We start from the raw sequence: 23766 nt of genomic DNA on the forward strand, positions 1-23766 counted from the left end.
AAAGGAGCGTTTATATGCCAGCAGTAACATATGAGCATATTAAAACTTGTAAACAATCTGGTGCGAGATTAGGTATCGTCCACACGCCGCATGGCTCTTTTGAAACACCAATGTTTATGCCTGTAGGAACAAAAGCGACAGTTAAAACGATGAGTCCAGAAGAATTAAATCAAATGGAAGCAAAAATCATTCTAGGAAACACATATCATTTGTGGTTACAACCTGGAAATGATATCATCAAAAAGAGTGGGGGATTACATCAGTTTATGAACTGGAACGGTCCCATACTGACTGACTCTGGTGGTTTCCAAGTATTTAGCTTAAGTAATTTGAGAAAGATTAGTGAAAAAGGTGTAGAGTTCCGTCACCATACAAATGGTTCAAAATTATTTTTGAGTCCAGAAAAAGCTATGCAGATACAAAATGATTTAGGTTCTGATATCATGATGGCTTTTGATGAATGTCCGCCTATGCCTGCTGAATATAAATATGTGAAAGATTCAATTGAAAGAACAACTAGATGGGCAGAACGTTGCCTCCAAGCACATAAGAGACCTGATGATCAAGCTTTGTTTGGAATTATACAAGGTGGGGAATATAAAGATCTGAGAAAACAAAGCGCTGAGGAATTAGTTGCTTTAGATTTTCCGGGATACGCAATTGGCGGTTTGTCTGTAGGCGAACCTAAGCCAGTTATGTATGATATGGTAAAACATACTGAACAATTTATGCCGAAAGATAAACCACGTTATTTAATGGGTGTGGGTTCACCAGATGCATTAATAGAATGTAGTATCAGAGGTATGGATATGTTTGATTGTGTATTACCAACACGAATTGCACGTAATGGTACTTGTATGACATCGCATGGCCGTGTGACTATTAAAAATGCTAAGTATGCAGAAGATTTAGGTCCGCTTGATGAAAACTGTGATTGTTATACTTGTAAAAATTATAGTAGAGCATACATAAGACATTTAATAAAAGCAGAAGAAACTTTTGGTATCCGTCTTACTACTTATCATAATTTACATTTCTTGCTTAAATTAATGGAAAATATCCGACAAGCAATTCGTGAAGATCGACTTCTTGATTTTAAAGAAGAATTCTTTGAACAGTATGGACTGAATGTTGAAAACCCAAAAAACTTTTAAAAGGGAGAAATAAAATAATGCAATTTACTTCATTGATATTACCAATTTTATTATTAGTATTAATGTGGTTCTTCTTAATTAGACCACAACAGAAAAAGGCTAAAGAGCATCGTGAAATGATTAGCCAAGTTACTTCTGGCCAACGTGTAACAACTATCGGCGGTATCAAAGGTACTGTACGTAGTGTTGACGAAACTACAGTTGTATTAACTTTGAATGGTAATGGTACGGAAATCACTTTAGAAAAACCTGCTATTAAACAAGTTGATCCTTCATAATAAATAATGTATCGATACATGGGAATGGATTAATTTCTAAAATAAAAACAAGCCAAATGCTAATTATTAGCGTTTGGTTTGTTTTTTTATTTTAAGTAAATAAGTAAATTAAATGACGCAACTTTGTTTACTTAAAGGTCATTTTATTCAGGTCATGTTATACTTTAAGATATATCATACGCATTTTAGGAATAATATCTTTAAAACATTCAAAACTACTAAGCCTAAATCTTGTAACGCTTACAATTAAATTTTCTTACAATTTTTAATAGAGTTAGTTTTTACGCAGGATGTAATATGTTAAGATATATAGGTCGTTTAGATAATTTAGCGTAGTTTAATAAAACTTGCAATAATTGATATTAGAAGCGTATTCTTAAATTATAAGCTTAGAATGAGGTGTTCAAGTGAAGAAAAGTAATCGAATAGTTGCGTTTATATTACTTGTAGTGCTCCTGTTTGCAGGCATGGGACTCACGTATAAGAACGTAGTTAAGGACGTTAATCTTGGTCTTGATTTGCAAGGTGGATTTGAAGTCTTATACCAAGTAGATCCTTTACAAAAAGATGATAAAATAGACGATAAAGCGGTAAAAGCAACGGCTAAAACGCTTGAAAATCGTGTGAACGTTTTAGGTGTTTCTGAACCTAAGATACAAGTAGAAGATAAAAATAGAATTCGCGTACAACTTGCCGGTGTGAAAAACCAATCACAAGCGCGTGAGATACTATCTTCTCAAGCGAATTTAACAATTCGTGACGCTGATGATAATATCAAATTAACTGGTAAAGATATCCAGCAAGGTTCTGCAAAACAAGAATTTAAACAAAACACGAATCAGCCAGCGGTTACATTTAAATTGAAAGATAGTGCTAAATTTAAAAAAGTAACTGAAGAAATTTCTAAAAAAGATGAAAATGTTATGGTTGTATGGCTAGACCATGAAAAAGGTGACACTTATCATAAAGAAATGAATAAGAAAGATCCTAAGTATGTTTCTGCGGCTTCAGTTGATAAGCCAATAAACTCCGATAGCGTTGAAATTTCAGGTGGTTTTAATGGTGAAGAAGGTGTAGAAAAAGCAAAACAAATTGCAGATTTATTAAATTCTGGTTCACTACCAGTTGATTTAAATGAAATATATTCAAATTCTGTAGGTGCTCAATTTGGCCAAGATGCCTTAGATAAAACGGTGTTTGCCGCTGCAATCGGTATTGCTATTATTTATCTATTCATGTTAGGATTCTACCGTTTGCCTGGATTAGTAGCTATAATTGCGTTAACTGCGTATATTTACTTAACGTTATTAGCATTTAACTTTATTTCAGGGGTGTTAACACTCCCAGGTCTCGCAGCCTTAGTACTCGGTGTTGGTATGGCTGTTGATGCTAATATAATCATGTATGAACGGATTAAAGATGAATTGAAGATTGGACGAACACTTAAGCAGGCATATAAAAAAGCGAATAAAAGTTCTTTCTTAACGATTGTAGATGCCCAGTTGACAACAGTAATTGCTGCTGCAGTGCTATTCTTCTTTGGTGAAAGTTCAGTTAAAGGTTTCGCTACAATGTTGCTATTAGGTATTTTAATGATATTTGTAACAGCTGTATTCCTATCAAGATGGTTGTTAACATTACTTGTATCATCTAATTACTTTAAAAAATCAAATTGGTTGTTTGGTGTAAGCAAGAAAAATATTTATGATATTAACGATAAAAAAGAAATTCATGATTTGAAAACACCATACGAACGTATTGATTTTATGAAACTTGCTAAACCATTACTATCATTAAGTGTACTTATTATCGCCATAGGTGCCATCATTTTATTTGTATTTAAGTTAAACTTAGGTATTGATTTTACAAGTGGTACGCGGGTTGACTTTGAATCTGATAATAAAGTTACTGAAACTAAGGTTAAAAATACTTTAGAAGATAATGATTTTAAACCTGACCAAGTATCTTTAGGTGAAAATGGTAAAACGGCAACGGTTCAATTCAAAAAAGATTTATCTAAAGATCAAGTATCTAAAATACAGGATACGATAGATGATCAATTTGGTCACAAACCAACTGTTAATACGGTTTCACCAGTAATAGGTCAAGAACTAGCTAAAAATGCTATGCTTGCATTACTATATGCTGCAATTGGTATTATCATCTATATCACATTTAGATTTGAATGGCGTATGGGACTTTCATCTGTGCTCGCATTATTACATGATGCGTTTATGATTGTGGCAGTATTCAGTTTATTTAGATTAGAGGTAGATATTACCTTTATAGCAGCTATATTAACTATTATTGGTTACTCAATAAATGACACGATTGTTACATTTGATAGAGTTAGAGAAAACTTACACAAAGTAAAAGTGATTACTACAAATGCTCAAATTGATGATGTTGTTAATAGATCGATTCGTCAGACAATGACACGTTCTATAAACACGGTATTAACTGTAGTTATTGTAGTTATTGCATTATTATTATTCGGTGCACCAAGTATCTTTAATTTCTCTCTTGCATTATTAGTTGGGTTAATTACAGGCGTATTCTCTTCTGTATTTATAGCAGTGCCACTTTGGGGTATTATGAAGAAACGTCAACTTAAAAAATCCGATAATAATAAACTTATAGTTTATAAAGAGAAAAAATCAAATGACGAAAAAATCTTAGTATAATTTAAAATTTTATTTCAAAAGACCACAATTTTTGCAAATGCATTAATTGTGGTCTTTATCTGTTTAATTACTTGTAAAAATATATTTATTAGTCTGTATTAAAGTAGTGTATTTCAAATAGTATTTGACCATTTTATTATCAAAAAGTCGATTCAAACAATTCTATAAATGAAACTACTTTTTATTTTGGTATATCTTTTGTATAATGACTTGTGGAAATGAGGGAGAATAGTATGATTAAATCAAAATATACATGGGATGTTAAATTACCAGAATATGAAATTGCAGAGGCAGATGCTTCGGATTTAAAACTAACTCCTATTGTAAAAAAAATCCTAGAGAGTAAAGGATTAGCAGATAAAGACACAATTAACAATCTCCTCAATGGCACACCCGTATTGCATGATCCAATGTTAATGAGTGATATGGAAAAAGCAATAGCACGAATTAATTTAGCGATAGATCAAAATCAAAAGATTTTAGTTTATGGCGATTACGATGCAGATGGGGTAACCTCTACAACGATTTTAGTGAATACATTAAAGGAATTAGGTGCACATGTAGGTTGGTACATACCTAATCGTTTTTCCGAAGGCTATGGACCTAACGAAATGGCTTTTAAAAATGCGCATGAAGAAGGTATCTCATTAATCATTACAGTCGATAACGGTATTCAAGGCCATGATGAAATTCAAATGGTTCAGGATTTAGGTGTTGATGTAATAGTGACGGATCACCATGAAATTGGTCGTACAATGCCAAACGCATATGCAATTGTTCATCCAATGCATCCAAAATTTGATTATCCATTTAAGTATTTATGTGGCGCAGGGGTTGCATATAAATTGGCACAAAAATTATTGGACGAACCCCCAGTATATTTCTTAGGGTTAGTTGCGATTGGCACAGTAGCAGATTTAGTATCATTGACAGATGAAAATAGAGCTTTAGTAAAAAAAGGATTGGAAGTATTAAACGATCATTGCCCGCCATCTATAAAAGCAATATTAAGCCAAGCGGGTTATAGTGATAGTATTACGGAAGAGACAATTGGATTTATTATAGGACCAAGACTAAATGCGGTAGGAAGGCTTGAAGATGCAGGTCTTGCAGCAGAATTATTGATGACTGATTCAGATGAAGAAGCAGAATTTCTTGCAGAACAAGTAGAATTTTTTAATCAAGAACGTAAAGACATCGTTTCTCAAATTACTGAAGAAGCATTAGCAGCAGCGGAAATTCAAGTTAATCAAGGGTCGAAATTTTTACTTTTAGCTCAGCCCGATTGGCATGAAGGTGTTTTAGGTATTGTTGCTTCCAAAATAGTAGAAACTTATAGTCTGCCAACTCTAATTTTAAATATAGATGAAGGGCAAAATCATGCTAAAGGTTCTGCACGTAGTATTGAACAAGTATCTATGTTTGAAATTCTAAATGCACACACAGATTTAATAACAAAATTTGGTGGTCATCACATGGCTGCTGGTATCACTATGCCGATTGAAAATGTTGATTCTTTACGAAATGGTTTAAATGATTGGATGGAGCAATTAGCTAGCACTACTTCATTGGAACCACGCAAAAAAGTTGATGTGAAAATTGATGAATCTGATATTACTATTAAAAATATTCAAGATATCCAAAGGTTACGTCCGTTCGGTACAGATTTTTCTAGTCCATGTTTTGAATTAGAAGATATTACAGTCAATCAAAGTAAAGCGATTGGCCAAGATAGTAAGCATTTAAAGTTAGTTATGGGTGATACTAAGTTACAAGCTATATTTTGGCAACATGGTCACTTAGTTAAGGAATTGGGAGAACAACAACCGATTAATGTAATAGGAACATTACAAATTAATGAATGGAACGGCTTCCAATCTCCTCAATTTATGATACAAGATTTAGCTAGTAATAATTTACAGATTCTAGATTATAGAAGTAAACGTAATATTAGTAGTTTTCAACAAGGCGCTGATGATGTCGCATATTTAATTCATAATAAAAATGAAAAATTAGGAGATAATTACTATTATTACGGGGAAACGATTCAACAACAGTATAATAAGTATGTATTTCGTGATTTACCAACGTCTATTCAAGAAATTAAAGATACACTTAAAAGCGTGAATGTTTCACAAATTTATTTAGTTTTAAATCATGAGCAATCGATATATTTTGAAGGTATGCCAAAAATGGAAACATTCAAAAAATGTTTTAAAGCACTAGCAACGAAACGTGAAACTAATTTAGCTAAAGACGGAATGCAATTATGTCAGTTTTTAAATATACAACCTAGTATGCTTAAATTTATCTTAAAAGTTTTTCTTGATTTAGAGTTTATAAAAGAGGAAAATGGTATAATTACGATGAACAGCATTTCCACAAAGAGAGAGATTGAATCCAGTAAATATTATCAAGGTCGATTAAATAGAATAGAAGTGGAAAAAATTCTATTGTATGATGACTTTAGTAATTTAAAGAAATGGATTAAATCAGAGTTGATAGATAAATAGGAGGAAGTTTGAATGGATTTAAAACAATATGTGTCTGAGGTTGAAGATTGGCCAAAACCAGGCGTTAACTTTAAAGATATAACAACGATTATGGATAATGGTGAGGCATATGGTTATGCTACAGATCAAATCGTGGAATATGCTAAAGATAGAGATGTTGATATTATTGTTGGACCGGAAGCACGTGGCTTTATCATTGGTTGTCCAGTAGCTTATTCAATGGGGATAGGTTTTGCTCCAGTAAGAAAAGAGGGTAAATTACCAAGAGAAGTAATTCGCTATGAATATGATTTGGAATATGGAACAAACGTGCTTACAATGCATAAAGACGCAATTAAACCAGGTCAACGTGTATTAATCACAGATGACTTACTTGCGACAGGTGGGACAATAGAAGCGGCGATTAAACTTATAGAGCAATTGGGTGGAATTGTGGTTGGTATTGCATTCATTATTGAACTTAAATATTTAAATGGTATAGAAAAAATTAGAGACTACGATGTTATGAGTTTAATCTCATATGATGAGTAATCAACACAATTAAGTTAAAGGCTTGAATTACCAACATACTTAAAGTAAAAATGCATCTTCATTTTTAAAATGGAGGTGTGTTTTTTTATTTAATTTGTACTAAAAAAACAGTGATCTATTAATTATTTACTGCGATTAAACTAAAGCTAAGGTTAATAGAACATGAGTATTTGCTATATATATATAATAAAGTAAGGAAAATCATTAATGATTTTGGGAAATTAGCTTAATTTTGTATTTATAAGACAAAATTAAAACCATATTTTACTATTAGTATCGCATACTCATTTATTTATTTATTAACATGTAGTATTATATAACTATTATACATAATTTGGCCGAATAACGTTAAAATACGTTACAATCATAATTAAACGAAAATTAATTGAAGCTAACGAAATATAATACTGGGTATCTAATAGCGATTAATATTTAGTATAGGGGTGTCTTAAGTGAACAATGAATATCCATATAGTGCAGATGAAGTACTATCCAAAGCAAAATCATATTTATCTAAAGAAGAGTATGAATATGTATTGAAAAGTTACCACATTGCCTATGAGGCACATGAAGGCCAATTTAGAAAAAACGGTTTACCGTATATTATGCATCCAATTCAAGTTGCGGGCATTTTGACTGAAATGCATTTAGATGGTCCAACCATTGTTGCGGGTTTCTTACACGATGTTATAGAAGATACACCTTATACATTTGATGATGTGAAGGGTATGTTTAATGAAGAAATTGCAGTTATCGTTGAAGGTGTAACTAAATTAAAAAAAGTGAAGTATCGTTCGAAGGAAGAACAACAGGCAGAAAATCACAGAAAATTATTTATAGCGATTGCTAAAGATGTGCGAGTAATCCTAGTTAAATTAGCAGACCGCTTACATAACATGAGAACATTAAAAGCAATGCCAAGAGAGAAGCAAATTCGAATTTCAAAAGAAACTCTTGAAATTTATGCTCCTTTAGCACATAGATTAGGTATTAATACTATAAAATGGGAATTGGAAGATACTGCACTGCGATATACGGATTCTGTCCAATATTTTAGAATAGTAAATCTTATGAAGAAGAAACGTAGCGAAAGAGAAGAATACATTCAAAATGCCATTAACCAAATACAAAATGACTTGTCCAATATGCACATTGTTGGTGACATAAATGGGCGTCCCAAGCATATTTATAGTATTTATAGAAAAATGGTCAAACAGAAAAAACAATTTGATCAAATCTTTGATTTATTAGCAATTAGAGTTATTGTTAATTCTATTAATGATTGCTATGCTGTTTTAGGCCTTGTTCATACATTGTGGAAACCAATGCCTGGAAGATTTAAAGACTATATTGCCATGCCGAAACAAAATATGTATCAATCTTTACATACTACTGTAGTAGGACCAAACGGCGATCCACTAGAAATCCAAATTCGAACTTATGAAATGCACGAGATAGCAGAGCATGGTGTGGCAGCACATTGGGCTTATAAAGAAGGTAAAAAAGTTACTGAAAAATCTCAAAATTTCAATAAAAAATTAGATTGGATTAAAGAGCTGGCTGAAACTGATAACACAACTTCTGATGCAGAAGAGTTTGTGGAAACTCTAAAATTTGATTTACAAAGCGATAAAGTTTATGCCTTTACGCCTGAAAGTGATGTCATTGAATTACCTTATGGTGCAGTACCAATTGATTTTGCTTATGCAGTTCACAGTGAAGTAGGTAATAAAATGATTGGTTCAAAAGTAAATGGTAAAATTGAACCAATCGACTATGTGTTACAAACAGGAGATATCGTTGAGATAAGAACAAGTAAACATTCATATGGACCTAGTCGTGATTGGTTAAAAATAGTGAAATCATCCAGTGCTAAGAGTAAAATCAGAAGTTTCTTCAAAAAACAAGACCGCTCTTCAAACATTGAAAAAGGTAAATTTATGGTTGAGGCTGAAATTAAAGATCAAGGCTTTAGAGTGGACTCAGTTTTAACAGATGAAAATATCGAAATCGTCAACAATAAATATAATTTTGCTAATGAAGATGACTTGTTTGCTGCAGTAGGTTTTGGTGGCGTGACAGCATTGCAAATTGTTAATAAATTAACTGAAAAACAACGTATTTTAGATAAACAAAAAGCATTAAATGAAGCTCAAGAGATAACTAAATCAGTACCTATTAAAGAAGATATAACGACTGATAGTGGTGTCTATGTCGAAGGTATTGAAAATGTCTTGATTAGATTATCAAAATGTTGTAATCCAATCCCTGGTGATGATATTGTAGGATATATCACAAAAGGCCATGGTATAAAAGTGCATCGTACAGATTGTCCAAATATAAAAAATGAAAAAGAACGTCTGATTCATGTAGAGTGGGTACGTTCTAAAGATTCAACCCAACGCTATCAAGTAGATTTAGAAGTTTCTGCATATGATCGTAACGGTTTGCTAAATGAAGTGTTACAAGCAGTTAATTCAACACAAAGTAACTTGGTAAAAGTATCTGGACGTTCTGATATCGATAAAAATGCAGTGATTAATATCAGTGTAATGGTTAAAAATGTGAATGAAGTATATCAAGTTGTAGATAAAATTAAACAACTTGGAGATGTATATACTGTAACAAGAGTTTGGAATTAGAGGTGTAACTAAATGAGAATAGTAGTCCAAAGAGTCAGAGAAGCTTCAGTTTCAAATGATTCTATTGAAAACAAAATAAATAAAGGCTACTGTTTGCTTGTGGGTGTTGGTAAAACTTCAACAGAAGCAGATATAGCTACATTAGCTAAAAAAATCCTTAATGCAAGGCTGTTTGAGGATGAGGATGGGAAATTAAATTTAAACCTTCAACAAATTGGTGGAGAGATTTTATCTATTTCCCAATTTACACTTTATGCAGATGTTAGAAAGGGTAATAGACCAGGGTTTACACAATCCATGCCTCCAGAACGTGCTAATGAATTATATGAAAAATTAAATGAAACACTCCGTTCTTATGGAATAAATGTGTTGACAGGGGAATTTGGAACAGACATGTTAGTAAATATTGCCAATGATGGTCCTGTAACAATTATTTATGAAAGTCAGGATGGCAAAATCATATGAAAAAAATCAATACTTGGCTAGAAAAAAATAAACTTAAAAATTTCCCCGCATTAATTGTCGTTGTAACATTTGTCGTCTTCATCATTATGATTATCTCTTTCTTAAATCATAATGATGAGAATAGTAGTAGTATCTATGTTACTGAAGATGCAGAACTAAGAACTGGTCCAAGCGCCGCGTATCCAGTTATTAATAACATCGATAAAGGACAAAACTTCCAAAAAATAGGTAAGACAGGTAAGTGGATAGAAGTAGAATCTTCTAACAAGAAAGAAAAAGGTTGGGTAGCAGGTTGGCATACGAATTTAAATATTGAAGCGGATGCTAACCATAATGCCAAACCTTTAAAAGATAAAACGATAGTACTTGATCCTGGTCACGGTGGTAGTGACCAGGGAGCATCAAGTAATACAAATAAAAAAAGTATCGAAAAAGTATACACTTTAAAAACTGCTAAAGAACTAAAATCGCTTTTAGAAAAAGAAGGTGCCACGGTTAACATGACTCGTGAGACCGATGCGTATGTTAGTCTTGATGAGCGAAACATAAAAGGTGATGCTTATATTAGTATACATAATGATTCACTAAAGTCATCTAAAGCTAATGGTAGCACAGTATATTGGTTCAAAGATAATCAAAAAGCATTAGCCGAAACATTAAGTGCTAGTTTGCAAAAGAGAGCATTACTGACAAATAAAGGTGCCAGACAGGAAAATTTCCAAGTATTGAGACAGACAGATGTACCAGCTGTATTATTAGAATTAGGTTATATTAGCAATCCTACTGATGAAGATATGATAACGGATCAATTACATAGACATATACTCGAAAAAGCAGTTGTTGATGGCCTACGTGCATATTTTTCAGAATAAAAAGGTTGCATAATTCTAACAAACTGGTTATTATTAAGTATGAATTCTATATTAAAACCGATATGATTCTTGAATTTTCTTAACGAAATGGTAGCAAAATATGCGAAGAGACATAATTCCTGGCTGAAAAATTATGCATAGTAGTTTAGATAAATTGAACACAAGAACAGGTGCTTTGATAAAAGCCGTTTAGCGAGCGTTATTCGTATGAAGTGGATTATAAATCTAACGTTTATAATCAATTAGGGTGGCAACACGGAAATTCGTCCCTTGTATGACTTATTAGTCATGCAAGGGTTTTTTTATTGCATAAAAGGAGAGATTCTATGATAAATATACCTAGAGGGACGCAAGATATTTTACCAGACGAAACAAAAAGATGGCGTTTTATTGAATCAAGATTAGATGAGTTAATGGAAGTTTACAATTATCAAGAAATTCGTACGCCAATTTTTGAAAGTACAGAATTATTTGCACGAGGTGTAGGTGATTCGACAGACGTAGTCCAAAAGGAAATGTACACGTTTAAAGATAAAGGAGACCGCAGTATTACACTACGCCCAGAAGGCACAGCAGCGGTAGTACGTTCTTATATTGAAAATAAGATGCAAGGTTTACCTAATCAACCAATTAAATTATATTACAATGGCCCAATGTTTAGATATGAACGTAAACAAAAAGGGCGTTATCGTCAGTTCACACAATTTGGTGTTGAAGCAATTGGTGCAGAAGATCCTGGTATAGATGCGGAAATTTTAGCGATGGCCATGCACATTTATCAATCATTTGGATTGAAACATTTAAAATTAGTGATTAATAGTATCGGTGACATTGAATCACGTCGCGAATACAATGATGCACTAGTCAGACATTTTGAACCTGTAATTGATGATTTCTGTAATGACTGTAAGGCACGTTTACACACAAATCCAATGAGAATATTAGACTGTAAAATTGATAAAGACAAAGAAGCTATTAAAACTGCTCCTAAAATCACCGATTTTTTAAATGAACAATCTAAAAAATATTATGCTGACGTCAAGCAACATTTGGATGATTTAGGTGTTCCTTATGTAGAAGATCCTAATCTGGTTAGAGGCTTAGATTATTATACACATACTGCATTTGAATTAATGATAGATAATCCAAATTATGATGGTGCGATTACAACATTATGTGGAGGTGGTCGTTATAATGGTTTGTTAGAATTATTAGATGGACCAAGCCAAACTGGTATTGGATTTGCGTTAAGTATCGAAAGGTTATTACTAGCTTTAGATGAAGAACAAATCGAACTTGATGTTGATCATGATTTTGATTTATTTATCGTAACTATGGGTGAAGAAGCGGATCGTTTTGCCGTGAAATTACTTAATGATTTACGTAGAAATGGCATTAAAGCCGACAAAGATTATTTACAACGTAAAGTTAAAGGACAAATGAAACAAGCCGATAGATTGAAAGCAAACTATACTATTGTTATAGGTGAACAAGAATTAGAAGAAAATAAGATAAACGTTAAAAACATGCAATCAGGTGAAAGTGAAACTATTCGTTTAGATGCAATTATAAATTATTTTAAAAACTAAGGAGAAGATATCATGAGTAAGCGTACAACATATTGTGGTTTAGTAACTGAATCATTACTAGACCAAGAAGTAATATTAAAAGGCTGGGTACACAACCGTAGAGATTTAGGAGGTCTTATTTTTGTTGATTTAAGAGACCGTGAAGGATATGTACAAGTAGTATTTAATCCGGATTTTTCTGAAGAAGCATTAAAAATAGCTGAAACAGTGAGATCTGAATATGTAGTTCAAGTTAAAGGTATCGTCAAAAAACGTGATCCTCAAACGGTAAACCCTAAAATTGCTACAGGTCAAGTAGAAGTACAAGTTTCAGAAATTGAAATTATAAACAAATCAGAAACACCACCATTTGCATTAAATGAAGAGAATCAAAATGTTGATGAAAATATCAGATTAAAATATAGATACTTAGATTTAAGACGTCAAGAATTAGCACAAACATTTAAAATGAGACACCAAACTACACGTTCAATTAGACAATATTTAGATAAAGAGGGCTTTTTCGATATTGAAACACCTGTACTAACTAAGTCAACGCCTGAAGGGGCGCGTGACTATTTAGTACCTTCACGTGTGCATGACGGTGAATTCTATGCATTACCACAATCACCACAACTTTTTAAACAATTATTAATGATAGGCGGTTTTGATAAATATTATCAAATCGTAAAATGTTTCCGTGATGAAGATTTACGTGCTGATCGTCAACCTGAATTTACACAAGTCGATATTGAAATGAGCTTTGTAGATCAAGAAGACGTTATGGATATGGGAGAAGAAATGCTACAGAATGTAGTGAAAGATGTAAAAGATGTCGAAGTTCCAAGACCTTTCCCTAGAATGACATATAATGAAGCGATGCAACGTTTTGGTTCAGATAAACCAGATACACGTTTTGGTATGGAATTAATAGACGTATCAGAATTGGGAGAAATCATGGATTTCAAAGTGTTCAAAGATGCTGTAACTAATAATGGTCAAGTTAAAGCGATAGTTGCGAAAGGTGCTTCAGATCAATATACAAGAAAAGATATTGATGGTTTAACAGAATTTGTAAATATCTATGGTGCTAAAGGTTTAGCATGGGTTAAAGTGGTTGATGAAGGTGTGAACGGCCCAATTGCTAAATTCTTCGAAGCAGACCATGTTGCTAAACTACAAACATTAACCGAAGCACAATCTGGTGACTTAGTATTATTTGTAGCTGACAAACCAAGTGTTGTTGCACAAAGTTTAGGTGCGTTACGTCTTAAGTTAGCTAGAGAGTTAGATTTAATTGATGAATCTAAATTGAACTTCTTATGGGTAACAGATTGGCCTTTACTAGAGTATGATGAAGACTTAAAACGTTATACTGCGGCTCATCACCCGTTCACTGCACCAAAACAAGAAGATATCGCTAAATTAGATACTGAACCTGAAAATGCACAAGCTAATGCTTATGATATTGTATTGAATGGTTATGAATTAGGCGGCGGGTCTATCAGAATTCATAATGGTGATTTACAATCTAAAATGTTTGAAGTACTAGGATTTACCGAGGAACAAACCCAAGAACAATTTGGATTCTTGCTAGATGCATTCAAATATGGTGCGCCACCACATGGCGGTATTGCACTTGGATTAGACCGTTTAGTAATGTTATTAACAGGTCGTACAAACTTACGTGATACGATTGCGTTCCCTAAAACAGCTTCAGCTACATGTTTATTAACAAATGCACCAAGTGAAGTTTCGGAAAGTCAATTAGAAGAATTGTCATTACGTATTAGACATTAATTTTTGTTATAAGTTAATATTCTTGCTAATTTCAAATATTGTGTTATTATTAATCCCATAAGATAGTCATCTGTAGTGTTCGTATGTTTGCTTTATATTTGGGCCTAACACTCTTTGATCCGGGAGCCCAATGGGTTTTCTTGCAGCGCACACGCCTCATTAGGAGGACTTGCAAAACAAGAAACAGGGCACCCACCTGTTTTAAGCAGGCCGAATGATCAAGCATTTTATAACTACGGCACTTACGGACTCTATCGGTACGCAAGACTTCGGTCTTGCGTATTTTTTTGATATAAAATACAAAACTTGATATTTTTAATTACATTGAAATAAAATAAATATATTAAATTCAATAAGAGAAACAGATTTTTAAGCGTGAAAATTATATTTAATCACTCTTATTATTAAGGAGAATGACATGAAACATCAATTTTCAAGAAATGAATTGGCTTATGGCCAAGAAGGTTTAGAATTATTAAAACAAAAAACTGTGGTGATTTTAGGTGTTGGAGGGGTTGGCTCGTTTGCTGCCGAAGCGCTAGCACGTACTAATATTGGACATATTATTTTAATAGATAAAGATGATGTAGATATCACTAATGTGAATCGTCAATTACATGCATTAACAACAACTGTTGGACAAAGTAAAGTTACCTTGATGGAAGAACGTATTAAATTAATTAATCCAGAATGTAAGGTAACTTCATTACATATGTTTTATACAGAAGAAACATATGAAGCGTTGTTTAATAATTATGATATTGACTACTTTGTTGATGCAAGTGATACTATCATGTATAAAGTTCATTTAATGAAAGAATGTTTAGAAAGAGGCATATCTGTTATTTCAAGTATGGGAGCTGCTAATAAAACGGATCCAACACGATTTAAGATTGTTGATATTTCTGAGACGTATATGGATCCAATGGCTAAAATTATTCGTCGTAAATTGAAAAAGTTAGGGATAGTTAAAGGTGTACCTGTTGTATTTTCGGATGAAAGTCCTATAGTGATAAGAGAAGATGTTAAAGAAACTGTAGGTGATGCAAACGCATCTACGAGAAAAGGTCAAATTCCACCGTCATCTAATGCATTTGTACCAAGTGTAGTTGGTCTGATTAGCGCTAGCTATGTTGTTAATGATATTTTAAAAGATATACCTGTAACACGTATTAAAGATAAAATATAACATTAAATTTGGTACTGCAGTTACCTAATAGTTAAAAATAGAAAAAGAGGTTGAGATGTAATTTTCTCAACCTCTTTTTTCTATATTAAATTCGGAATTTTTATTTTTTATGTTGTGCTTGGGTGATATTTTCATAAACCGATTTGAATTGTTGTTCACTTTTAGAAGTCGTTTTCGGTTCATAATAAATTCTGTTTTTTAGTTTGTCAGGTAGATATTGTTGAGGGATAAATCCACTATCATAACTGTGGGGATACTGATAACCGATAGCGCGTCCTAGTTCTTTAGCTCCTGCATAATGCCCATCTTTTAAATGATCAGGAATTTGTCCTATATGACCTTTACGTATATCAGATAGGGCAGCATCGATTGCAGAGATACCTGAATTAGACTTGGGTGATAAACAGAGCTCAATAACAGCTTGGCTTAAAGGTATTCTAGCCTCTGGAAAGCCTAAACGCTCAGCTGATTCGATAGCAGCTAACGTGCGCTGTCCTGCACCAGGAGAAGCTAGCCCTATATCTTCGTAACTTATTACTAGTAGTCGTCTAACGATTGTTGGTAAGTCGCCAGCTTCAATTAAGCGTGCTAAATAATGAAGTGCGGCATTTACATCACTACCGCGAATTGATTTTTGAAATGCACTCATCACATCATAATGCATGTCGCCATCTTTATCACTCACGAAAGCCCCTTTTTGCAAACAATCTTTAGCATCTTGTAAGGTGATGTAACGATGGCTGTCCGTTGTATCCGAACTTAAAACTGCTAATTCTAATGCATTTAAAGCACTTCTCACGTCACCTTGACTTTGAGTTGTAAAGTAAGACATCGCATCTTCGTCTACAATGGGATTATAGCTAGCTAAACCACGTTCTTCATCATTTAAAGCTCTATTCAATGAAACCTTGATGTCATCTTCATCTAAAGGATAAAGTTCAAATATTTGAGCCCTAGATCGAATGGCAGGGTTTATTGCATGATATGGGTTTGATGTCGTAGCCCCAATAAGAACAATTTTTCCATTTTCTAAATGTGGTAATAGGAAATCTTGTTTAGCTTTATCTAAACGATGAATTTCATCTAATAATAAAATAACTTGCCCAGACATTTTAGCTTCTTCAACTATGAGTTGCATGTCTTTTTTGGTATTTGTAACTGCATTTAATTGACGGAACTTAAATTGAGTACTTCCTGATATAGCTTTAGCAATACTTGTCTTACCGATACCAGGTGGCCCATAAAAGATCATTGAGGATAATCTTTTTGTTTCTACCATTCTTCTAATAATGCCTTTTGGACCTACTAAATGCTCTTGAGATATAATCTCATCAATGTTACTTGGTCGCATTCTTGAAGCTAGTGGTTCGTTTGACACAATCTTTCACACCTTTCTAATTCTATATTAACGTAAAAAGTGATAGAATGTTATTATATAGTATTCGAATTAAGTGAGGTAATATAATGAAAATTTCAACTAAAGGAAGATATGGGTTAACGCTAATGATATCTCTTGCTAAAAAAGAAGGTCAAGGGTGTGTGTCTTTAAAATCTATTGCGGAAGAAAATAATTTGAGTGATCTGTATTTAGAGCAATTAGTCGGTCCATTGAGAAATGCCGGATTAATTCGAAGTGTTCGTGGGGCAAAAGGTGGTTATCAATTAAGAGTACCGTCTGAAGAGATAACAGCGGGTGATATTATTCGTTTATTAGAAGGTCCAATCACATTCGTTGAAAGTATAGATTCAGAACCACCTGCTCAAAAACAACTTTGGATTAGAATGAGAGATGCAGTAAGAGATGTGCTAGATAACACATCATTAAAATATTTAGCAGAGTATAAAGATACAAATAATCTAGACGGGTACATGTTCTATATCTAATATTATACAGAAATGTCATTTTATACTAATGATATAACATTTTTAAAAAATATTTATTAATCTATGTTTAAGATGTTTATTTTATTGAAATTAGTGGTATGTACAATATATACATCATTAAGGAGGTAATTTACATGGCAGACGAAAATAAAGTAGAACAAGCAAAAGGTAATGTGAAAGAGACATTAGGTAACGTTACTGATAATAAAGAATTAGAAAACGAAGGCAAAGAAGATAAAACTTCTGGTAAAGCTAAAGAATTTGTAGAAAATGCAAAAGATAAAGCTAATGATGTTATCGATAAATTTAAAAAATAAACTATAAACTATATTTTATAACTACTAAAGGAGAGATTTTAAATGGCTGAGAACTTTTTAGATAAAGCAAAAGAAACTGCAAAGACTGTATCAGATAAATTAAAAGATACAGACAACGAAAAAGCTAAACAAGCATCAGAACAAATCGATAAATTTACTGGTGGCAGTGATAACGATAAAAAAGATGATAAGAAAGACGATAAAAAATAATATTTGTTGTAAACAAAATTATTTTAATAAAGGGCTAGGGCATTATATGTCTTGGTCTTTTTTATTTGCAATCAAAAGCATAATAAAAATAATACCCACTAACATCGGATAAAGACTAGATTTAAGCTTTCCATTGTTTAGTAGGCATTATTTATTATAAATTGTAGTGATTGGTTAAGGACGTTAATTAAGTGTGTGACAATCTAGCCTCAATAACCTGAATTTTATATTCAAATATTCGTTTCTTTAATTACTACTTTGATAAATATTAAATATTGAAAGGGTCTAGGTTTATTTTATGAATTATAACGATTCGACAATAGTTTTGAGTTTTTTATAAGAATTTAACTGTTCGTCTTGATTATAGATATAACTAATCGCCATAAGCTCATCAATTTCACCATGTTCTTTGATAAAGTCTTGAATTTTAGCTTTAACTGTCTCTTCTGATCCTATTAGTGATTGTTGCATTCTTTGTTTTGCAATTTCATATTCTGTAGGTGTTAAAAGTCCTCTTAAATCATCAGTTGGTGGTTGCACAGGTTGCATTCTGCCTCTTGTAATGCTTACCATTACTTGTGCTTGTGTAGTTGCTAAGTATTCAGCTTGTTCATCTGTATCTGCTACGATAGCGTTGAGACAAACGATAACATAAGGTTTGCTTAGTATTTCAGAGGGCTCAAATAGTTCTTTATATATTTGAATCGCGTCTTTCATTTGTTGTGGTGCAAAATGACCGGCAAAGACATACGGTAGCCCTTTACGTGCGGCTAGGTGGGCTGAATCTGTAGAAGAACCTAGTATATAAAGTGGCACTTGCTTATTAACAGCTGGATAAGCACGAACATATCCTTGCTGATTAGCTGGGCCAAAGTACGTAGCAAGTTGTTCAACTTCTTCAGGGAATTCATAAACGCCGTTATGTTGGTCTCTGCGTAAAGCGCTAGCAGTCATCATGTCTGTTCCCGGTGCACGTCCTAAACCAAGGTCTACACGATTTGGAAAAACAGTTTCCATTGTTCCGAATTGCTCTGCAACAACTAATGGTGCATGATTTGGTAACATAATACCACCAGAACCAACACGTATTTTTGAAGTGTGTTCTAATGTGTGTTGAATTAATAATGCTGTTGCCGAACTAACTAGATTAGGAGCGTTGTGATGCTCAGCTATCCAATAACGTTCGAAGTCAAGTGTTTCTAAATCTTGCGCGAGTTTAACCATATCTTTGATTGCAGCTTGATCATCTTGACCTTCGCGGATTGGTACTAAGTTAAGCGCAGATAATTTTAAATTGTTCATTTTATATCGTAATCCTCCTTGATCTTGTTAATACAAAGTAGTATAACAGGCGATTTAAAACTTGCGTAAGAAATTGCTCATTGTTATACTTATATGAAATTAAAACGTTAGGTGGCTTAATTAAGACAATGGATAAATCTCATAAGAAATATACAAACCAATTAAATTTAAATAAAAGTTATGGGATATGACTCTGTCTAAATTACATGGAAATACTTAAGCAACCATATATAAAGTAATATATATTATGTAAAGATATGTCATGTCCTAAAAAGTGAGGGAATTGATATGTCTTTTTATTATGAACAAAAACCATTTGAACAGTATGGACGAATACTGATTGACAAAGTGCTAATTGATATAGAAGAAGGAGAGCATGTTGCATTTTTAGGAGATAATGGTGTTGGAAAATCAACACTTTTATATGCACTTAAGAATGCTTATAAAGAAAGTGCATATCTAATGGAACAAGATATGACTGATTATTACGAAATGACAGCAATGGATTTTCTCCTATTTTTAAAACCACAATTAGCTCAATTAAAAAAAGAGATGCTAAATAATTATGAAAAAATAAGCGACTACGTAGCATTGGAAGGCTATGAATTTGAACAAGAAATCATTACGCAAGCGAAGTTATTTGATTTAACGGAAATCGACTTAGATAAAAAGATTAAGTCTCTTAGTGGAGGACAGCAAACACGTGTAGCGATATTAAGAGCTTTCTTATCGAAAAAATCGTTAATATTACTTGATGAACCTACTAATCATCTTGATATGACAATGCTAGATAATTTAATAATTAATATTAATAAATCTAAACAGACTATTGTTTTTGTGTCACATCATAGAGGATTCATTAATCAAACGGCGTCACACATTTATCAAATAACACGTAATGGAACGAGAAAATTCCAAGGGGATTATGACCATTATAAACATGTTGTAGATTTAGCCCATCAATCAGAAGTCAATGCTTATGAAAAACAACAAAAAGAAGTCAAAGCACTTGAAGCAACTATTAAACGTGTGAACGAATGGCATTCAGTTTCGCAAAGAACGACTAGTGTGCGAGACCCGATACAACAAAAAAGGTTAAGCAAATTAGCACAAAAAGCTAAAGTTAAGGAATCACAACTAAAACAAAAGATAAATGAAAAGCAAGTTGAAGCACCCGAAAATGATAATAGAGAATTTCATTTTAATGAACAAACACATTTGCGAAAACGTAGCTTGATTAGATTTGAAAATGTTAGTATAACTATAAATCAACAAGAAATTTATAGAAATGCTAACTTTGAAATGAAAAATAAAGAAAATATACTTTTAACAGGTCCCAATGGCAGTGGGAAATCATTATTTATCGCAATGATAAAACAAAGTATAAAACCGAATAAAGGTGATGTATATATTACACCATCTCTTAAAATTGCTTCTTTTGACCAGCAAAATAGCAATTTAAAATATAATAGCAGTCCATTAGACATGGTGATGGCATTAGAAAGTGTGACTCGTAGTGAAGCACAAACAATCTTAGCTACTTTTGATTTTAATAATGAAAAAATTAATCAGCATATCGCATTTTTATCCATGGGTGAGAAAAGTAGATTGCAGTTTGTATTATTATATTTCTCTAATCCACATCTTCTTATTTTAGATGAACCAACTAATTATTTTGATATCGCTACACAAGATTTAATATTAAAAATGATTGATAGTTTTCAAGGTCAAGTGCTTATCGTTACACATGATCAATATTTACAATCAAGAATCACCGCTACACACTGGCATATTAATGATAAAAAATTGAAAAATATGACTTTGAATAGTAAACAACCAGCAGACATAAAAAAGACTATGAAATTATTAGAGGATTTTAAAGATATTGATGAAAATGGTCATTTTGAAACAGACAACTAGAAAAATTAATTATATGGTGCTATCATTGGAACATTGATAAAAATTTAAGGAGTGTCAAGCATGGAAGTATACGCAGATTATGCTGCTACAACACCAGTTAAGCAAGAAGTAATTGATAAAATGATGGATATTTATTCTGTTCATTATGGTAATCCGTCTTCCATTCATAGTATAGGAAGAGATGCACGAAAGTATTTAGATGAAGCACGCCGTACGATCGCATCTTCTTTTAATGCAAAACCAAGTGAAGTAATCTTTACAAGTGGTGCGACAGAATCTAATAATACTGCTATTAAAGGAATGGCTTATGACCAAATGCACAGAGGAAAACATATTATCACTTCAAAAATTGAGCATCATTCTGTACTCCATGTGTTTGAGCAACTAGAGAAAGAAGGTTTTGAAGTCACATATTTAGATGTTGATAAACAAGGCATAATAAACCTTCAACAATTAGAAAATGCCATTACAGAACAGACGATTTTAGTTTCTATTATGTTTGTTAATAATGAAGTAGGTACTGTAGAACCAATGTACGATATTGAAGAAATTGTTGGAAAATCCAATGCATTGTTCCATGTTGACGCAGTGCAAGCGATTGGTCATTTAGAAATAGATTTTCATGAATTTGCTATTGACGCTATGAGTATTACAGCACATAAATTTGGTGGTCCTAAAGGCGTTGGAATCTTACTGTTAAAAGAAGGTACTTCATTAAAATATCAACAGTTAGGTGGAGAACAAGAGGCTAAACGTAGAGCCGGAACTGAAAATTTACCACAAATTGTTGGATTAGCTGAAGCTGTTACACTTGCAAATCAATATAGAGATGAAAATAATGTGCATTTAATGAACCTTAAAAATTTATTCCTAGTCTCATTACAAGAACGCTCTATACCATTTGAATTAAATGGTTCTATGACAGATTCAACTGGTCACATTGTGAATTTATATCTGCCATTTATAGATGTAGAAACAATGCTAACTTTATTAGATCTCTCCAATATATATGTTTCATCAGGTTCAGCTTGTACTGCAGGGACTACAACACCATCACATGTACTGAAAGCAATGTATGACGAAGAAGATGAGCGAGCAAAACATTCGGTAAGGTTTAGTTTTAATGAACAAACAACTGAGCAAGAAATAAAATATATAGCTACAGAAATTCATAAAATTTATCACAAATTTAAGGAGGAAGTGTAAGTGTCAAATAAAGATACACGAGTTGTTGTCGGAATGTCTGGTGGCGTAGATAGTTCCGTTACAGCACACATATTAAAAGAACAAGGTTATGATGTCATAGGTATATTCATGAAGAATTGGGATGATACAGATGAAAATGGCGTATGTACAGCTACTGAAGATTATAATGATGTCATCGCAGTATGTAATCAATTAGATATCCCATACTATGCAGTGAATTTTGAGAAAGAATACTGGGATAAAGTATTTACTTATTTCCTAGATGAATATAAAAAAGGCCGTACGCCAAACCCTGATGTAATGTGCAATAAAGAGATTAAATTCAAAGCATTTTTAGAACATGCGTTGAAACTTGGTGCTGACTATGTTGCTACAGGTCATTATGCACGTGTGCGTCGTCATGAGGATGGGCACGTTGAAATGTTAAGAGGCGTGGATAACAATAAAGATCAAACTTATTTCTTAAATCAATTATCACAAGATCAATTATCTCGTGTAATGTTTCCAATAGGTGATATCGATAAAAAAGAAGTACGTCGTATTGCTGAAGAACAAAACTTAGCAACTGCTAAAAAGAAAGACTCTACAGGTATTTGTTTTATTGGAGAACGTAATTTCAAAGAATTTCTTTCACAATATTTACCAGCACAATCTGGAGAAATGCGTACACTACAAGGTGAAAAAATTGGCACGCATGCTGGGCTGATGTATTATACAATCGGACAACGTCATGGCTTAGGTATTGGTGGAGACGGTGATCCATGGTTTGTAGTTGGCAAAAACTTAAATGATAACGTATTATATGTTGAACAAGGTTTCCACCATGAAGCATTATATAGTGATTACTTGATTGCATCAGATATCTCATTTGTGAATGATGTTGACTTGGAAAATGGATTTGCATGTACTGCAAAATTTAGATACCGTCAAAAAGATACTAAAGTATTTGTACAAAAAGAGAGTGATAGTGCAATTCGTGTAGTATTCGATGAACCTGTTCGTGCGATTACGCCAGGGCAATCAGTTGTACTATATGATGGCGATGTCTGTTTAGGTGGCGCAACAATTGATGATGTTTTTAAAGAGTCAGGACAATTAAGTTACGTTTTATAAACTAAAAGATGAAGTATTATTTAGAAATCGTTAGTAGACTATATAATATAGTATCTAGCGATTTCTTTTTTTGAAATTCATATTTCAAAAAAATGAGTAAATGTTATAATTAATAGTC

At 32.8% G+C, this 23766-nt stretch carries 19 protein-coding genes and 1 other RNA gene; 18 read left to right on the forward strand and 2 right to left on the reverse strand.

Annotated features, from left to right (window positions below; all coding sequences use genetic code 11):
• Nucleotides 1-14 precede the first annotated feature (14 nt).
• The 12 genes from tgt to ACM591_RS07255 all read left to right on the forward strand — a co-directional run bounded on the left by tgt (nucleotide 15) and on the right by ACM591_RS07255 (nucleotide 15696).
• On the forward strand, nucleotides 15-1154 hold the full coding sequence (tgt, locus tag ACM591_RS07200) for a tRNA guanosine(34) transglycosylase Tgt (RefSeq protein WP_029377112.1): 1140 nt from the start codon (nucleotides 15-17) through the stop codon (nucleotides 1152-1154).
• Between the two features lie 17 nt (nucleotides 1155-1171).
• Nucleotides 1172-1432: a preprotein translocase subunit YajC gene (gene yajC / locus ACM591_RS07205; RefSeq protein WP_017724668.1), complete on the forward strand. Its 261-nt coding sequence runs from the start codon at nucleotides 1172-1174 to the stop codon at nucleotides 1430-1432.
• A 407-nt stretch (nucleotides 1433-1839) separates the two neighbouring features.
• A complete protein-coding gene (gene secDF, locus ACM591_RS07210; protein WP_029377113.1) occupies nucleotides 1840-4116 on the forward strand; it encodes a protein translocase subunit SecDF in 2277 nt (758 codons plus the stop codon).
• 233 nt (nucleotides 4117-4349) lie between these two features.
• Complete coding sequence (gene recJ, locus ACM591_RS07215; protein ID WP_029377114.1) at nucleotides 4350-6629, forward strand: single-stranded-DNA-specific exonuclease RecJ; 2280 nt, start codon at nucleotides 4350-4352, stop codon at nucleotides 6627-6629.
• Between the two features lie 12 nt (nucleotides 6630-6641).
• Nucleotides 6642-7160: an adenine phosphoribosyltransferase gene (locus tag ACM591_RS07220; RefSeq protein ID WP_029377115.1), complete on the forward strand. Its 519-nt coding sequence runs from the start codon at nucleotides 6642-6644 to the stop codon at nucleotides 7158-7160.
• Between the two features lie 452 nt (nucleotides 7161-7612).
• Complete coding sequence (locus tag ACM591_RS07225; RefSeq protein ID WP_326026756.1) at nucleotides 7613-9802, forward strand: bifunctional (p)ppGpp synthetase/guanosine-3',5'-bis(diphosphate) 3'-pyrophosphohydrolase; 2190 nt, start codon at nucleotides 7613-7615, stop codon at nucleotides 9800-9802.
• Between the two features lie 12 nt (nucleotides 9803-9814).
• Entirely contained in the window at nucleotides 9815-10267 is a 453-nt protein-coding gene (dtd, locus tag ACM591_RS07230; RefSeq protein ID WP_029377117.1) for a D-aminoacyl-tRNA deacylase, read from the forward strand.
• Nucleotides 10264-11139 (forward strand): N-acetylmuramoyl-L-alanine amidase, encoded by an 876-nt coding sequence (locus tag ACM591_RS07235; protein ID WP_038678688.1) that lies wholly within the window; start codon nucleotides 10264-10266, stop codon nucleotides 11137-11139. Before dtd ends, ACM591_RS07235 begins: the two co-directional genes overlap by 4 nt.
• A 326-nt stretch (nucleotides 11140-11465) precedes the next feature.
• Entirely contained in the window at nucleotides 11466-12728 is a 1263-nt protein-coding gene (hisS, locus tag ACM591_RS07240; protein ID WP_029377119.1) for a histidine--tRNA ligase, read from the forward strand.
• A 12-nt stretch (nucleotides 12729-12740) separates the two neighbouring features.
• Nucleotides 12741-14507 carry an aspartate--tRNA ligase gene (gene aspS / locus ACM591_RS07245; protein WP_029377120.1) on the forward strand — a complete coding sequence of 589 codons (1767 nt, stop codon included), beginning with the start codon at nucleotides 12741-12743 and terminating at the stop codon, nucleotides 14505-14507.
• Between the two features lie 64 nt (nucleotides 14508-14571).
• Nucleotides 14572-14762, forward strand: a non-coding RNA gene (ssrS, locus tag ACM591_RS07250) — 6S RNA.
• 163 nt (nucleotides 14763-14925) lie between these two features.
• Complete coding sequence (locus tag ACM591_RS07255) at nucleotides 14926-15696, forward strand: tRNA threonylcarbamoyladenosine dehydratase (protein ID WP_029377121.1); 771 nt, start codon at nucleotides 14926-14928, stop codon at nucleotides 15694-15696.
• A 100-nt stretch (nucleotides 15697-15796) separates the two neighbouring features.
• Here the strand turns inward: ACM591_RS07255 and ACM591_RS07260 are convergent, their stop codons facing one another.
• A complete protein-coding gene (locus ACM591_RS07260; RefSeq protein ID WP_029377122.1) occupies nucleotides 15797-17074 on the reverse strand; it encodes a replication-associated recombination protein A in 1278 nt (425 codons plus the stop codon).
• Nucleotides 17075-17160: 86 nt separating this feature from the next.
• Between ACM591_RS07260 and cymR the strand changes: the two genes are divergently transcribed.
• The 3 genes from cymR to ACM591_RS07275 all read left to right on the forward strand — a co-directional run bounded on the left by cymR (nucleotide 17161) and on the right by ACM591_RS07275 (nucleotide 18107).
• The gene (gene cymR / locus ACM591_RS07265) at nucleotides 17161-17580 is read left to right on the forward strand and encodes a cysteine metabolism transcriptional regulator CymR (protein ID WP_017724657.1); all 420 of its coding nucleotides are present in this window, start codon (nucleotides 17161-17163) and stop codon (nucleotides 17578-17580) included.
• 134 nt (nucleotides 17581-17714) lie between these two features.
• A complete protein-coding gene (locus tag ACM591_RS07270; RefSeq protein ID WP_029377123.1) occupies nucleotides 17715-17897 on the forward strand; it encodes a CsbD family protein in 183 nt (60 codons plus the stop codon).
• 42 nt (nucleotides 17898-17939) lie between these two features.
• On the forward strand, nucleotides 17940-18107 hold the full coding sequence (locus tag ACM591_RS07275; protein ID WP_167330406.1) for a hypothetical protein: 168 nt from the start codon (nucleotides 17940-17942) through the stop codon (nucleotides 18105-18107).
• Nucleotides 18108-18410: 303 nt separating this feature from the next.
• On the opposite strand, the gene ACM591_RS07280 is transcribed toward ACM591_RS07275, so the two are convergent.
• Entirely contained in the window at nucleotides 18411-19409 is a 999-nt protein-coding gene (locus ACM591_RS07280) for an LLM class flavin-dependent oxidoreductase (RefSeq protein ID WP_029377124.1), read from the reverse strand.
• Nucleotides 19410-19697: 288 nt separating this feature from the next.
• Here ACM591_RS07280 and sal point away from each other — a divergent pair, with 288 nt between their 5' ends.
• From sal to mnmA, 3 genes are read left to right on the forward strand one after another with little or no spacing between them, the layout of a single operon-like run.
• On the forward strand, nucleotides 19698-21329 hold the full coding sequence (gene sal, locus ACM591_RS07285; protein WP_029377125.1) for a Sal family ABC-F type ribosomal protection protein: 1632 nt from the start codon (nucleotides 19698-19700) through the stop codon (nucleotides 21327-21329).
• A 60-nt stretch (nucleotides 21330-21389) separates the two neighbouring features.
• A complete protein-coding gene (locus ACM591_RS07290; RefSeq protein WP_029377126.1) occupies nucleotides 21390-22535 on the forward strand; it encodes a cysteine desulfurase family protein in 1146 nt (381 codons plus the stop codon).
• Nucleotides 22536-23648 carry a tRNA 2-thiouridine(34) synthase MnmA gene (gene mnmA, locus ACM591_RS07295; RefSeq protein ID WP_042362572.1) on the forward strand — a complete coding sequence of 371 codons (1113 nt, stop codon included), beginning with the start codon at nucleotides 22536-22538 and terminating at the stop codon, nucleotides 23646-23648.
• Nucleotides 23649-23766: the final 118 nt, after the last annotated feature.

It is taken from the genome of Staphylococcus sp. Ze2, from assembly GCF_048568365.1.
In the GTDB taxonomy this organism is placed as follows: domain Bacteria; phylum Bacillota; class Bacilli; order Staphylococcales; family Staphylococcaceae; genus Staphylococcus; species Staphylococcus xylosus.

Bases quoted from the DNA above. Each gene is read 5' to 3' on its own strand.
- recJ (WP_029377114.1), top strand. From the start codon at position 4,350: ATGATTAAATCAAAATATACATGGGATGTTAAATTACCAGAATATGAA.
- ACM591_RS07255 (WP_029377121.1), top strand. From the start codon at position 14,926: ATGAAACATCAATTTTCAAGAAATGAATTGGCTTATGGCCAAGAAGGT.
- dtd (WP_029377117.1), top strand. From the start codon at position 9,815: ATGAGAATAGTAGTCCAAAGAGTCAGAGAAGCTTCAGTTTCAAATGAT.
- ACM591_RS07280 (WP_029377124.1), bottom strand. From the start codon at position 19,409: ATGAACAATTTAAAATTATCTGCGCTTAACTTAGTACCAATCCGCGAA.
- cymR (WP_017724657.1), top strand. From the start codon at position 17,161: ATGAAAATTTCAACTAAAGGAAGATATGGGTTAACGCTAATGATATCT.
- hisS (WP_029377119.1), top strand. From the start codon at position 11,466: ATGATAAATATACCTAGAGGGACGCAAGATATTTTACCAGACGAAACA.
- sal (WP_029377125.1), top strand. From the start codon at position 19,698: ATGTCTTTTTATTATGAACAAAAACCATTTGAACAGTATGGACGAATA.
- ACM591_RS07235 (WP_038678688.1), top strand. From the start codon at position 10,264: ATGAAAAAAATCAATACTTGGCTAGAAAAAAATAAACTTAAAAATTTC.
- ACM591_RS07220 (WP_029377115.1), top strand. From the start codon at position 6,642: ATGGATTTAAAACAATATGTGTCTGAGGTTGAAGATTGGCCAAAACCA.
- tgt (WP_029377112.1), top strand. From the start codon at position 15: ATGCCAGCAGTAACATATGAGCATATTAAAACTTGTAAACAATCTGGT.
- yajC (WP_017724668.1), top strand. From the start codon at position 1,172: ATGCAATTTACTTCATTGATATTACCAATTTTATTATTAGTATTAATG.
- ACM591_RS07270 (WP_029377123.1), top strand. From the start codon at position 17,715: ATGGCAGACGAAAATAAAGTAGAACAAGCAAAAGGTAATGTGAAAGAG.
- ACM591_RS07275 (WP_167330406.1), top strand. From the start codon at position 17,940: ATGGCTGAGAACTTTTTAGATAAAGCAAAAGAAACTGCAAAGACTGTA.
- ACM591_RS07290 (WP_029377126.1), top strand. From the start codon at position 21,390: ATGGAAGTATACGCAGATTATGCTGCTACAACACCAGTTAAGCAAGAA.
- aspS (WP_029377120.1), top strand. From the start codon at position 12,741: ATGAGTAAGCGTACAACATATTGTGGTTTAGTAACTGAATCATTACTA.